We start from the raw sequence: 14039 nt of genomic DNA on the forward strand, positions 1-14039 counted from the left end.
AGCTTCGGATCCGTCCTGACCAGTGCACACGTGACGAAAGGCGGACACCTTGACGGTTCCCACACTCACTCTCAACGACGGCAAGACGATCCCGCAGCTGGGCTTCGGCGTCTTCAAGGTCGACCCCGACGAGACCGAACGCATCGTCACCGACGCTCTCGAGGTCGGCTACCGCCACATCGACACCGCCGCCGTCTACGGCAACGAGGAAGGCGTGGGCCGGGCCATCGCGAAGTCCGGAATCGCCCGTGACGAACTCTTCATCACGACCAAGCTGTGGAACGACCGCCACGGCGCGGAAGAATCGAAGCGGGCCCTCGGAGAATCCCTGGAGAAGCTCGGCCTCGACCACGTCGACCTCTACCTCATCCATTGGCCGACCCCGGCGAACAAGAACTCCGTCGAGACCTGGGAGGCCTTCCCCGGCTACCGGGATCAGGGTCTGACCACCTCGATCGGCGTCTCGAACTTCGACCACCGCTTCCTGCCGGAGATCCTCGACACGGGCATCATCCCGGCCGTCGACCAGATCGAGGTCCACCCGCAGTTCCAGCAGGTCGAGACCCGTCCGCTGCTGGCCGAGCACGACATCAAGATCGAAGCCTGGGGTCCGCTGGGCCAGGGCAAGGTCGACTACGCGAACACCGTCATCGGTGAGATCGCCGCCGCCCATGAGAAGTCCTGGGCCCAGGCGATCATCCGCTGGCACCTGCAGAAGGGCCACGTCGTCTTCCCGAAGTCGAACAACCGCGACCGCATGCATGAGAACTTCGACGTCTTCGACTTCGAACTCACCGACGCCGAGGTGGCAGCCATCGACGCGCTCGAAAACGGCGGCCGCGTCTCCGGCGATCCTGCCGAGGTGAACTGACCCAGTCGGGTTCGACCGATACCTCGCCGAGGCGGCCCTCCCCGACCCTCGGTCGTGCCCGACGAGCCCGGTTGAGCAAAGCGAAAGCCGCCGGAGAGTTCCGACTCTCCGGCGGCTTCGTCATTCTGTCACTCCGCCGGCTTGCCGTCGGCGCCGAGGACGACGGCGTCGATGAGCACCGGTCCGTCGGCCTGCAGCGCTTCACGGTAGGCGGTCTCGAACTCCTCTCGGGTCGTGGTCCGGCTGGCCGGGACACCGTAGCCCTGCGCCAGCGAGACGAAGTCGATCGTGCCCAGAGTCAGCCCCGGGGTGTCTGGGACCCCCATCCGTTCGGCGAATCCGGAGAGCGCACCGTAGCCGGAGTTGTTGACGATGACGAAGATCGTCTTCGTCCCCAACTGAGCCGCCGTGTACAGAGCGGTGAGCCCGTAGTTCGCCGACCCGTCACCGACGGTGGCGACAATGGTCTTCTCCGGGTCGCCGATCGCCAAACCCACGGCGACCGGCAGCCCGAAGCCGAGCCCTCCCGAGGCCGGGAAGTGGTACATGCCTGGCCGGTCGATGACGATCCGCTCGAGGTAGTCGAGGTCGAGGGTGGTCGTCTCATTGACGTAGACGACGCTGTCGTCAACGTGATCGTTGAGCACGGCGAGCACCTCGGTGCCGGACATTCCCAACTCTGACCGCGGTGGGGCGGTGACGACTCGGGACACGCGGTCGCCTCGGCGAAGTCCTCGGTCCGTCGTCGCTGCCGCGAGGTCGGCGAGCGCGGTTGCGGTATCCGCGACGACGGCGCGCCCGAACGGTGCGCGTGTCGCCTCCCGCGGGTCCTGGGTGATCTGGATGACCTCGGTGCCCGGCTCCAGATAGCTCGCCGGCTCCCAGCGGTGGTATCGGAACGTGGCGGCTCCGATGACAAGGACGACGTCGTGGCCGGCAAGCCGGTCACGCACTGACTTGATACCTGGGACGAGGACGCCTTCGAAGTTCGGGTGCGTTGTCGGGAACGGGCAGCGAGTCGGTGAGGGTGCGACGAAGACCGAGGCGTTCAGGCGCTCGGCCAGAACCATGGCATCCTCATAGACCGTCGGATCAGCGACGGCGGCGGCATCGACCTGCGGCCCGAGGACGAGGGCAGGGTTCCGTGCCTCGTCGAGGACGTCGGTGAGTTCGCGGCGCAGCGACTCCGGCATGGTGCCCGCCGTCGTCACCGACCGCTGCGCCAAGAGTTCGTCGTCGGGAAGCGCCGACTGGTCCCAGTCGTCGAGCGGGACGGACACGTAGACGGGACCACTCGGCTGTGTGGTTGCCTCGAAGACCGCCTGCGACAGTGTGCGCGGCACGTCGAGCGCCGACAGCGGCTCGTGCGCGTACTTCACCAGCGGGGCGGGCAGCCTCGAGGCATCGACGCTGGCGAGCATCGTCTCCTGTCCGACGGTGCGGCGCACCTGCTGACCGGCGAGGACGACCAGCGGAACGTGCCCGTAGTGGGCGTTCGTCAAGGCGCCCATACCGTTGCCCGACCCCGAGGCGGCGTGCAGATTCACCAACGCCGGGGCTCCCGTGGCGCGTGCGTATCCTTCGGCCATGCCGACGACGGCCTGTTCATGCAGACCGAGGACGAATCGGAAGTCGTCGCCGAGTCCGGCGAGGAACGGCAGCTCGTTCGAGCCCGGGTTGCCGAAGATCGTCGTCATCCCGTGGGCACGGAAGACCTCCAGACTCGCGTCGAGGACTGTCTTTTCACCGGCGCCGCTGTCGGATTGATCGGCCATTGTGCCTCTGCTTTCGTTCATAGTTCTCGCGCGGAGGGGCCGAGTTGTGTGGCGTCCCTCTCTGCTCACCATAGCCGTCGGCGCATCAGCCGAGCACGCGGATCGGCTCTCCTGAGATCCAGGCGGCGATGTCCTCGACGGCTTGCGTGAAGAAGATCCGATACGTGTCCTCCGTGACGTATCCCAGGTGCGGGGTGAGCACGGTCCGCGGGGTGCCGCGCAGGCGGTGATCGACCGGCAGCGGCTCTTCGTCATGGACGTCGAGTCCGGCGCCCCGGATGCCGCCTGTTTCCAACACGGCGATGAGTGCGTCGGTGTCGATGAGACCGGCACGTGAGGTGTTGACGAGGATGCTGCCCGGCTTCATCGTCTCGAGTTCGGCGGCGCTGACGAGTCCTCGGCTGCGGTCGCTGAGTTTGTAGTGGATCGTGACCACGTCGGCGGTGGAGAACAGTTCGTCCTTGCTCACGGAGCGCACGCCCAGGCCGTCGGCCCGTTCGGCATCGAGGTTCTGGCTCCACGCCACGACGTCCATGCCGAAGGCAGCACCGACCCGCGCGACCTTCGTTCCCAGTCGTCCCAGACCGACCACGCCGAGGCGGTGCCCGTCGAGGTCTCCCCCGACGCTCGACTGCCAGCCGCCGCCTCGGACGGCGGCATCCTCGGCCGGGATGCTGCGCAGGACGGAGAGGATGAGTCCCCAGGTCAGCTCCGGTGTCGCCGAGGTGGTCGACTCGGTTCCGCAGACCACGATCCCCAGCGCACGCGCCGCCTGCACGTCGATGGAGGCGTTGACCCGCCCCGTGGTCACGAGCAGACGCAGATCCGGCAGACGTTGCAGCCGACCGGCGGTGAAGGCGGTTCGCTCCCGCATCGCCACGACCACCTCGGCGCCGGTGAGGACCTGCACCAGGTCATCGTCGTCGACGATGGGGCGCGAGATGAACTCGACCTCGGCGTCGAGACCGCTCCAGTCCGCGAATGTGGCTGCCACCTCTTGAAAATCATCGAGAACGACGATGCGCATGGTGTTCCTCTCCTGAACTCGTGTGACCTACATCCTAGAGCCGATAGGCTGGTCTGGTGAGTGCACCGATCATCCTGAGACAACGCAGCGGCCCTATCATCACGGTCATCGTGTGGGCGTTCCTCGCCTTCCTCCTCGGTGACGCTCTCCTGCGCGGAGCGTGGGAGACCGTCGGGCGTTTCGGGCCCGGCCTTGTGCTCATCGGCTGGGTCGCATTCGCCGTGCTCTGGCGGCCGGCACTCGTCGTCGGAACCGACGAAGTCGAGGTCAGAGAGCTCCTGCGCACGACATCGGTGCCCTATACCCGAATCCGTGATATTCGGCTGGGGTCTGTCGTGACGATCGAAACAGCTTCGGCGGACGGGGCCACGCGCACCATTCGCCCGTGGAACGCCCCCGGACTGCCGCGAAGGAAGATCGATTCCGGGCTGACCGGCGGAACTCGACCGGAGTCTCCGGACAATCATCCGGCGTTCGAGCTGCTGCGCCGCTGGGAGCAGACCCTCGCGGATGCTCCCGGAACGGCCGTGCGAAACGGCCTGTCCGCCGATGCCGAGGACGTGCGCACTCGGTGGAGCCTCGGCGTCATCGGGGTGACTCTGGTGCTCGTGCTGCTGGTGGCGATCGGATTCATCTGATCCCGCTCGGCTGTCAGGCGGGCACAGAAAGACCGACCCCGTGGGGAACGTGATCCCACGGGGCCGGCAGTCTCGGTTGGCTTCAATCGATCAGAGCATCACTTCGTGAAGCCGATCGTCGTCCAGTCCGGCGTTTCGAGCTGACGCGGACCGAGGTTGACGACGTCATCCCTGACGCCCCACACATAAGGTGTCGGGTAGATCGGAATGAGAGGCTTGAGCTTGAGTACTGCGGCGTCTCCCTCATTGGCCAGCTTCTTCGATTCGGCCGGGTCGAGAGTCTTCGTCGCTTCCTTGAACTTCTCACCGATGTCATCGCTGGAGATCTTCGAGAAGTTCTGCTCCGAGTCCGCGGGGTAGAACAGGTTCGATCCCGAGGAGATCGGGAAGGCCGTGCCCTCCCAGGTGAACGTGGCCATCTCGAAGTTGCCGTTGAGCACGTGGTCGGCGAAGTAGGCGGCCACCGGCACGGTCTCGATTTCGATCTTGAAGCCGATCTCGTTGAGGTCCTTCATCACCTGTTCGGCACGCTGAGCGTTCGAGGCGGTATCGGCCGGGACGACGATCTTGAACGTGAGCTTCTCGCCGTCCTTCTCACGCACGCCTCCATCGCCTTCGGTCCAGCCGGCGTCGTCGAGGATCTTCTTCGCCTTCTCCTGATCGAAGTCGAGGCTGCCGTCGGTGTTGTCCTGATAGCCTTCCTGGCCGGGCATGAAGGTGACGTTGTTGACCAGAGTCACGGGCGCTTCGACGGGACCGATGGCGGCCTGAGCGATGGCTTCGCGGTTGATCGCGTGTCCGATTGCGTCGCGGACCTCCTGCTCCTTGAGCGCCCCCTTCTCGGCATTCATCGTCAGGTGAGTCCACTGCATACCCTGCGACTTGTAGATCTCGCCGTCGTCACGTTTGCCGGCGGTCGTGTAGGAGTCGCCGTCGGTTCCCACGTCGACGAGGTCGAGCTCCTTGTTCGCGTAGGCCTGAGCCTGCTGCGCCTGGGACACGACCTTGAAGATCACCTTGTCGAGCTTCGGCTCCTGGCCCCACCATTCGTCGTTCCTGACCATGGTGATGACACCGGACTTGTTGTCGACCTTCTTCGCCTTGAATGGGCCGTTCGAGGGCAGGACCTTCTTCACATAGTCTTTGTTGAACGCGTCGACGTCCTCGGAGATCTCATCGGGCAGGAACGCGCCGATGTAGTTCGGCCAGTCGATGTTCGGTGTCTTGAACGTGACCTTAACATCGTACTTGTCCTCGCCGGATTCGATCTTCTCGATGTCTTCGAAGCCCTTGGTCGAAGCGACCTCGTACTTCTTGTCCGAACCGTTCTGAGTCTTCCAGAAGGCCTTGTAGTCATCGACGTCGATCGGGGTGCCGTCTTCCCAGACGGCGTCCTTGTTGAGCTTGACATCGATGACCAGCGGATCCTCGCTGGCGACCTCGACGCTCTCGGCGTAGTTCTTGTCGACTTCCCACGTGCCGTCGTCCTTGATCCTGACCGGTCCGCCCAATGACGTCCCGTAGAGGTTGTTGTTGTCCACGTGCGCGCCGTCGGCGTGGTAGTAGTTGAGGCTCGCGGGGATCTCGGTCATCGGGTAGGTCAGCGTTCCACCGTCCTTGACCTCGTCGTAGGCGGCTTTCTGATAGTCGGTGGTCGGAAGCCCGGAAATCTCCTTGTCGGCCTGCTCGCTGTCGACGCCGCCGGAGTCCTTGTTCGCCTGCTGGCAGCCGGACAGAGCCAGGCCCAGTGCGGCGGTCGCGGCGACGACCATTGTCGCCTTGTTCCTCATTCTCATGAGTTCCTCATTTCCTGTGTTGTGTTCCTCGAGGTGGGTTGGTGGGGTGAGATCAGTTCGCAGACTCGAGTTCTCGGCTCCGTTCCGCGTGGTGGCAGGCGACGAGGCCGCCTTCGAGCGGACGAGGACTGGGGTCGTCGTTCAGACACAGCTGTCTGTCGCTTTCCGGCAGCAGGGTGAACAGCGGGCAGCGGGTGCGGAAGTTGCACCCTGAGATCTCATCGGTCGGGCTCGGCAGGTCGCCGGTGAGCAGCACCCGTTCGCGTGAGCGTTCGACCTCGGGGTCGGGTACCGGAATCGCCGACATCAGCGCCCTGGTATAGGGGTGCTGCGGGTGACGATAGAGAGCAGCGGATTCGCCGTACTCGACGATCCGACCGAGATACATCACGGCCACGAAGTCCGAGATCTGTCGGACGACTGCGAGGTCGTGGGCGACGAACAGATAGGACAGTCCCAATGTGTCTCGAAGGTCCTCGAGCAGATTGATCACACCGGCCTGGACGGAGACGTCGAGGGCCGAGACGGGTTCGTCGAGGACGAGCAGCTTCGGATTCGTCACCAGCGCCCGAGCAATCCCGATGCGCTGCCGCTGACCGCCGGAGAACTCGTGCGGGTAGCGCTCGGCCATGGACGCATCGAGACCGACGAGTTCGAGCATCTCGGCAACCTTGTCGTTGCGCTCCTTGGCCGGCACCTTATGCACGGTCAGCGGTTCGGCGATCACTTCGCCGACCGGCAGACGCGGGTCGATCGCGGCCATCGGATCCTGGAAGACGACTTGGACGTCTTTGCGCATGGCCAGACGTTCGCGCTTATTCAGGTCCGCGACGTCGATGCCGTTGATGACCAGCCTCCCCTTCTGCGGAGCGACCATCTCCAGAACCTCGCCGATCGTCGTCGACTTCCCACAGCCGGATTCGCCGACCAGGCCGAGAGTCTGACCGGTCCTGATCTCGAGGTCGATTCCGTCGACGGCCTTCACCGTGCCGATCTGTCGTTTGAACACTGCACCCTTGAGCAGCGGGAAGTGCTTCTGCAGACCGGTGACCTCAAGGATGTTCGGCGCCGAATCGTCTCTCACCCGAGTCGCCACCGGATCGGGACGCGGGTAGATGTCTGTGGCCGCCAGATCGCCCCGGGCGATCTCATCAGCACGGTGGCAGGCGGCCTGCACCCCGGGGGTTCCGTGTTCGACGAGATCGGGCTCGACCTCGCGGCATCTGTCGACCGCGATCGGGCAGCGCGGTGCGAAAGGGCACCCCGGGGCCAGATTCGACAGCGACGGCGGTTTGCCCTCCAGCGGAACGAGTCGCTGGGTGCCAGCGGTCGCGAGGTTCGGCACAGACCGCAGCAGTCCTGTCGTGTAGGGCATCTGCGGGCGGTGGAAGACCTGCTCCACTCCCCCGGTCTCGACGAGCCGACCGGCGTACATGACTGCGATCCGATCCGCATTTCCGGCTACCACACCGAGGTCATGGGTGATGAGCACGATCGCGGCACCGGTGATCTCGCGCGCCTTCTGCAGCACGTCGAGGATCTGAGCCTGGATCGTCACGTCCAAGGCGGTCGTCGGCTCATCGGCGATGATGAGGTCAGGGTCATTGGCGATCGCAATGGCGATCATCGCGCGCTGACGCATGCCTCCGGAGAACTCGTGCGGGTACGATTTCACCCGCCGCTGCGCTCCGGGGATGCCGACGATCTCCAGCAGTTCGATCGCTCGTTCGTTCGCCGCTTCCTTCGACAGGCCCGGGTCGTGGATGAGCAGCCCCTCACAGATCTGTTCGCCGATCGTATAGACGGGGGTCAGAGCCGACAGCGGGTCCTGGAAGACCATCGCGATCTCGCGGCCGCGCAGCTGCGACATCTGATGGTCGCTCATATCCAGCAGCGACTGCCCGCGGTACCGGATGGAGCCGGCGATCTGTGCGGTCGAGGGAAGAAGCCCCATCACTGCCATCGAGGACACGGATTTGCCGGAACCGGATTCGCCGACGATGCCGAGGAATTCGCCCGGTCTGACCTCGTAGTCGACCCCGCGGACGGCGTGGACGTCGCCCTTGGTGTTGGGGAAGGTCACGGTCAGATCCCTGACCTCGAGGATCGGTTCAGCCGCGTTGACGGAGTTGAGATCGATGTCAAGTGTTTCAGTCACGGTTGACTCCTGAGGTCGGATCGATCGCATCGCGCAGGGCATCGGCCATCAGGCTGATGGCGAAGAGCATGAGCACGAGGACGCCTGCGGGGAAGACGAACAGCCAGGGGCGGGTGGCAGCGGCCCCTGAACCATCGGCCAGCAGCGTGCCGATCGAAACGTCGGGCTTCTGGATCCCTAAGTTGAAATAGCTCAACGAGGTCTCGGCGATGATCGCGGAGACGACGCCGAGGGTCGCATCGACGATGAGGATCGAGGCCACGTTCGGGATGATGTGGCGGCTGAGGATCTTCGGCGTCGACACCCCCATGTATCGAGCGGCTCGGACGAAGTCGCGGTCCTTGATCGCCTTGGTCTGGTTGCGCACGACCTGAGCCATGATCATCCATCCGAAGAGTACGAGGAAGACGACGATGGCCATCCAGGACAGCTGCCGCAGCAGAGGTGCCATGAGCACGAGGATGAAGAACGAGGGCAGCACGAGCAGAAGGTTGATGAACCACACGATGACCGCTTCGACGCGGCCGCCGAAGTACCCGGCCGCTGAGCCGATGATCGCTGCCAGGATGCTCGCGGCCGGACCGGCGATGATGCCGATGAGCAGGGATTTCTGCAGTCCGACCACGGTCTGGGCGTAGATGTCCTGACCGATCGTGTTGGTGCCGAACCAGTGCTGGGCACTCGGGCCTTCGTTGAGGGCGAAGACGTCCTGGTCCGTCGGCGAGTAGATGTTGATGGTGTTGCCGAACAGGGCGAAGAGAACGAAGAACGCGAGCAGGATTCCACCGACCCAGAAACGCGGGGTCGAGCGCAGCCGCCGCCAGATGAGCATCGCCCGGGAGGTCGGCTTCGCACGCTTCGGCACCACCTCGGCGTCGGATTGCGTGGAGATCGGGATGTCTGTTGCCATTTCAGATCCTCACTCTCGGGTCGAGTGCGGCGTAGAGGACCTCCGACAGGGTCGAGGCCAGCAGCGTGAGCACTGCGACGAAGAGGACGGAGCCTGCTGCCGCATTGATATCGGACTGCAGGATGGAGTTGATGGTGAACTGGCCCATACCGTTCCAGGAGAAGACGACCTCGAGCATCGAGGAGCCCGCGACCAGCGTGCCGAAGGCGTAGGCGAAGTAGGTCGACATCGGAATGAGCGCGACGCGCACTCCATGCTTGACGAGCGCGGTCTTGCGAGTGCGACCCTTGGCGCGTGCGGTTCTGATGAAGTCCGAGGCGAGCACGTCGAGCATGACCGAACGCTGGTAGCGCGAGTACGTCGCGGCACCCATGAGCACGAGTGCCAACGTGGGCAGCAGCATATGTGACACCTGGTCGGTGAACCAGGGGAGGAACCCGGGGTCGATATTCGCCGAATAGTCCCCCGAGAATCGGATGAGCGTCGTGCCGATCATATTGTTGAAACCGGTCGCGATGATCATGAGGAGCACACCGATGACGAACGTCGGAGTGGCGATGATGAGATAGGACGCGTAGGTCACTGTCTGATCAGACGCCTTGTATTGCCTGACGGCTCCCCACACGCCGAGGATCACACCGAGCAGGGCTCCGATGATCGAACCGATGAGCAGGAGTTTGAGGCTGACACCGGCGCGGACGAGGATCTCCTGCAGCACCGGAGAGTTGTGCACCGTGGTGCCGAAGTCACCGTGGAGGAAGATGTTCGTCAGCCAGTCCCATGTTCTCTCGAGGACCGGGACGTCGGGATTCGTGCCGTGGCTGTTGAGGATGGCCTGGATCGATGCCTCCGACAGCGGCGGATTCTGACCGCGGTACCGGGAGGCCGGGTCCATGAAAGAGCTGGAGGTGATGTATGCGGTGACCGTCGCGATGAACGCGAGGATGAAGTAGTTGATGAACCGCCGCAGAACGTATTTTCCCATGGCGCCGACTACGACACCGCGATCAGGCTGTCCTCACTGTGGTCCGCGGAATGGTGCATCGGGCCGGGAAGCTGGGAATAGATCTCGTGGCGAATCGGGAAGGTGGTGACAGTCATCAACGTTCAAGGGTCCTTTGGGGTATTCGGTGCGTAGGCCAGTCGAGATGTGAGGAGCCTCAATGGCTCCTCATAAACGACTGAGCATATTTCGCACTGTATCCCCATGTGACCCACCGCACAAACGTCTCCTGCAGTTCCGATTGCGACAAGGCCGCGTGTCCCCCGGAAATCCGCGCGACACGCCGAAGTAACTTTTCGGTAACCGTCGTTCCGTGTCGCACGGTCACGTCGGCTCATGCTGTGATCGGCGGCGTTCCCCAACGGAATCGCCGAGGCGGTGCAGACTTCACGTCTGCACCGCCTCGGCGATGGTGGATCCGGCCCGTGCCGCCGAGCGTCACCCGGAAGCGGACTGCGTCAGCAAGAGGCCTTGACCTGGATCAGAAGCAGACCGCGCCCTTCGACGCCGACTGCACGAGCTTCGCGTACTTGCCGAGCACACCGGTCAGGCGGTGGTTCTCGGGCAGCGTCCAGGACTTGCGACGCTCGGCCAGCACCTCCTCGTCGACGTGGAGTTCGATCGAGCGTGCCGCGATGTCGACGGTGATCTTGTCCCCGTCCTCGACGAGCGCGATCGGACCGCCGTCGACCGCCTCGGGGGCGATGTGGCCGATGCACAGACCGGTCGAACCGCCGGAGAAGCGACCGTCGGTGAGCAGCAGGACGTCCTTGCCGATGCCCGCGCCCTTGATGGCGCCGGTGATCGCGAGCATCTCGCGCATTCCGGGTCCGCCCTTGGGCCCTTCGTAGCGGATGACAACGACGTCGCCCTTCTTCAGCTCTCCGTTGAGCACGGCGTCCATTGCCGGCTGCTCCTGGTCGAAGACGCGAGCGGTGCCTTCGAAGACGTCGGCGTCGAAGCCCGCGGACTTCACGACGGCACCTTCGGGAGCCAGCGATCCCTGCAGCACGGTGAGGCCGCCGGTGGCGTGGATCGGGTTGCTGAGCGCACGCAGGATCTTCCCGTCGGGGTCCGGCGGGTTGATCGACTCGAGGTTCTCGGCCACGGTCTTGCCGGTCACGGTCAGGCAGTCGCCGTTGAGCAGACCGGCGTCGAGGAGGGCCTTCATGATCACGGGAACGCCGCCGATCTTGAAGACGTCATTCATCACGTACTGGCCGAAGGGCTTGACGTTGCCCAGGTGCGGGACCTTGTCGCCGATGCGGTTGAAGTCGTCGAGCTCCAGCGTCACTCCGGCCTCGTGCGCGATGGCCAGCAGGTGGAGAACCGCGTTCGTGGAACCGCCGAAGGCCATGACCACGGCGATCGCATTGTGGAGCGATTCGCGGGTGATGATGGCCTTCGTGGTGATGCCCTGGCGCAGCATGTTGACGACTGCCTCGCCGGACTTGCGGGCGAACATCGTGCGGTTGCGGTGGATGGCCGGCGGAGCGGCCGAACCCGGCAGTGACATGCCCATGGCCTCGGCAGCCGAGGCCATCGTGTTCGCGGTGTACATTCCGCCGCATGCGCCCTCGCCGGGGCAGACGGCGCGTTCGATGGCGTCGACGTCCTTCTGGGACATGGTGCCGGCGCGGCAGGCGCCGACTGCTTCGAAGGCGTCGATGAGGGTGACCTCCCGCTCCGAGCCGTCCTCCATCTTCGCGGTTCCGGGCATGATCGAACCGTTGTAGAGGAAGACGCTCGACAGTCCCAGGCGGGCGGATGCCATGAGCATTCCGGGGATCGACTTGTCACAGCCGGCCATGAGCACGGAGCCGTCGAGTCGTTCGGCGCTCATCACGGTCTCGACGGAGTCGGTGATGACCTCACGTGAGACCAGCGAGTAGTGCATTCCCTCGTGGCCCATCGAGATTCCGTCCGAGACGGAGATGGTGCCGAATTCGAGCGGGAAGCCACCGGCCTCGTGGACGCCTTCCTTGGCGGCCGAACCGAGACGCTGCAGCGACATGTTGCAGGGGGTGATCTCGTTCCACGAGGTCGCGATCGCAACCTGCGGCTTCACCCAGTCGTCGTCGCCCATGCCGACGGCGCGAAGCATTCCACGTGCCGCGGTGGCTTCGAGACCGTCAGTGACATCGCGAGAACGGGGTTTGATGTCGGGAGTGGTGGTGTCTGTATCGATGCTCATGCAGGCATGCTACGCCCGATTTCAGCATCCGCATGCCGGACTCTCGCATGGTGGAACCTCTTCTGGGCACCATGCGGGAGTCCGACCGCAGAGCTATGTCAGGGTCCTGCTTAGGTCAGATCCGCGTGACCTATTGACCGCGTCTCAGGCCTTGATGAGATTGACCGGCTGCTCACCGTCGTTGATCCGCCTGACCTGCGCGGCAAGGATCTTCACGACCCGTGGTTCGAACGCCGAGGTATCGCCTCCGACGTGAGGTGTGATGAGGGTGTTCGGGGTCCCCCACAGCGCGTGGTTGCGCGGCAGCGGCTCCGGGTCGGTGACGTCGAGTGCGGCATGGAGTCGTCCGGTGGCAAGCTCTGCCACGAGTGCGTCCGTATCGACGACCTTGCCGCGGGCGACGTTGACGATGAGCGCATTGTCGGGAAGCAGGCTGAGGAACTCCGCGTCGACGAGGTTGTGCGTCCCTTCGTTGAGCGGCGTGATGAGCACGACCACCTCGGTGTGGGGTAGAAGCCTCGGCAGCTCGTCGACGCCGTGGATCTTCCCGCGCTCGTCCTCACGCGCGGTCGAGGCGACGCGGGTGAGCTGGACCTCGAAGGGGTCGAAGCGGTCGGCGATGGCCGAGCCGATCTCACCGACGCCGATGATCATCACGCGTCGGTCCTGCAGCGAACGGTAGCGGTGGTGCTCCCACACCCGCGAGACCTGCGAGCGCACGGCGCCGTCGATTCCGCGCAGACTGGCCAGGGTCAGCGCCAGCGCGAGCTCGGCGGTGCCTCCCGTATGCACACCGGAGGCGGTCGCGACCTGGATTCCACGCTCGGGCAGGTGGGCGACGGGGTCGTATCCGGTCGTCTGCGTGATGACCATGCGCAGATTGGGCAGCTCGTCGAGCAGCTCGATCGTCGGCCCGGAATTCAGGTACGGCAGGATCACGACGTCGACATCGTCACGGCTGAGCTTGGCCGACCGTTCGGCGTCGGAGAAGACGACGAGGTCGACGTTGGCGCGCTGGTGAGCGGGGATCCGAGCGATCACACGATTGCGGAGCTCGGAGTTCGGGAAAGCGATTGTGGTGATGGACATGCCCTCATTGTGGCACGCAGTCTCAGACCATGCCGAGACGTTCGTCACTCTGAGATGACCGGCCTCAGTTCTCGGGCAGGGCCCACCTCACCCCTCGGCCGACACCGGCCTCAGTTTTCGGGCAGCGATTTCCCGATCCGAGTGAAGACGGCCTCGATCACCTCGAGCTCGGCGTCGCTGACATGGTCGAAGAAGACCTCGGCGACATAGCTCTTGTGCTGAGAGCCGGCGGACAGGAACGCCCGCGCTCCTGCCTCGGTCAGCGCCACATTGTGAGCACGCCCGTCCCCGGGACACTGAGTCTTCGTCACCAGTCCCGCCTCGACGAGGACCTTGATCCGATAGTTCAGCCGCGAGGGTGAGAAGACGAGCTTCTTCGCCAGGGCGCTCATCGTCAGCGTCCGCTCCGGCGCCTCCCACAGCAGGAGCAGAGTGTTGTAGTCACTGACATCGAGGCCCGCATCGTCCTTGAGCTGGGCCTCGAGGGCCTGACGCAGGCGCTGCGAGGTCTCGAAATAGGTTCGCCACGCGTTCTGCGCCAGCGCCTCCCTCCCGAGCCCGAATCTGATCTCCGTCAT

11 protein-coding genes are annotated in these 14039 nt (G+C 64.5%); 2 read left to right on the top strand and 9 right to left on the bottom strand.

Annotated features, from left to right (window positions below; genetic code table 11):
- Positions 1–49 precede the first annotated feature (49 nt).
- A complete protein-coding gene (locus QYM46_RS12410; protein ID WP_169252749.1) occupies positions 50–871 on the top strand; it encodes an aldo/keto reductase in 822 nt (273 codons plus the stop codon).
- Between the two features lie 128 nt (positions 872–999).
- Here QYM46_RS12410 and mdlC read toward each other — a convergent pair whose 3' ends face one another.
- Together mdlC and QYM46_RS12420 are read right to left on the bottom strand one after the other, a co-directional pair.
- Entirely contained in the window at positions 1000–2646 is a 1647-nt protein-coding gene (gene mdlC / locus QYM46_RS12415) for a benzoylformate decarboxylase (RefSeq protein ID WP_432789155.1), read from the bottom strand.
- Between the two features lie 85 nt (positions 2647–2731).
- Positions 2732–3673 (bottom strand): D-2-hydroxyacid dehydrogenase family protein, encoded by a 942-nt coding sequence (locus tag QYM46_RS12420; RefSeq protein WP_432789156.1) that lies wholly within the window; start codon positions 3671–3673, stop codon positions 2732–2734.
- Positions 3674–3729: 56 nt separating this feature from the next.
- Between QYM46_RS12420 and QYM46_RS12425 the strand changes: the two genes are divergently transcribed.
- On the top strand, positions 3730–4311 hold the full coding sequence (locus QYM46_RS12425) for a hypothetical protein (protein ID WP_432789157.1): 582 nt from the start codon (positions 3730–3732) through the stop codon (positions 4309–4311).
- Between the two features lie 98 nt (positions 4312–4409).
- Here the strand turns inward: QYM46_RS12425 and QYM46_RS12430 are convergent, their stop codons facing one another.
- From QYM46_RS12430 to QYM46_RS12460, 7 genes are all read right to left on the bottom strand, one after another.
- A complete protein-coding gene (locus tag QYM46_RS12430) occupies positions 4410–6107 on the bottom strand; it encodes an ABC transporter family substrate-binding protein (protein WP_432789158.1) in 1698 nt (565 codons plus the stop codon).
- 52 nt (positions 6108–6159) lie between these two features.
- The gene (locus tag QYM46_RS12435; protein WP_432789159.1) at positions 6160–8265 is read right to left on the bottom strand and encodes an ABC transporter ATP-binding protein; all 2106 of its coding nucleotides are present in this window, start codon (positions 8263–8265) and stop codon (positions 6160–6162) included.
- Entirely contained in the window at positions 8258–9175 is a 918-nt protein-coding gene (locus QYM46_RS12440) for an ABC transporter permease (RefSeq protein WP_432789160.1), read from the bottom strand. Before QYM46_RS12440 ends, QYM46_RS12435 begins: the two co-directional genes overlap by 8 nt.
- A gap of 1 nt (position 9176) precedes the next feature.
- A complete protein-coding gene (locus QYM46_RS12445; RefSeq protein WP_169252756.1) occupies positions 9177–10160 on the bottom strand; it encodes an ABC transporter permease in 984 nt (327 codons plus the stop codon).
- 499 nt (positions 10161–10659) lie between these two features.
- Positions 10660–12372 (bottom strand): dihydroxy-acid dehydratase, encoded by a 1713-nt coding sequence (gene ilvD / locus QYM46_RS12450; protein WP_432789161.1) that lies wholly within the window; start codon positions 12370–12372, stop codon positions 10660–10662.
- Between the two features lie 144 nt (positions 12373–12516).
- Positions 12517–13461, bottom strand: coding sequence for a 2-hydroxyacid dehydrogenase (locus QYM46_RS12455; RefSeq protein ID WP_432789162.1), 945 nt, complete (start codon positions 13459–13461; stop codon positions 12517–12519).
- Positions 13462–13571: 110 nt separating this feature from the next.
- Positions 13572–14039, bottom strand: coding sequence for a MarR family winged helix-turn-helix transcriptional regulator (locus QYM46_RS12460; RefSeq protein WP_432789163.1), 468 nt, complete (start codon positions 14037–14039; stop codon positions 13572–13574).

Origin of the sequence: Brevibacterium sp. K11IcPPYGO002, assembly GCF_050920635.1 — a bacterium.
Taxonomy (GTDB): domain Bacteria; phylum Actinomycetota; class Actinomycetes; order Actinomycetales; family Brevibacteriaceae; genus Brevibacterium.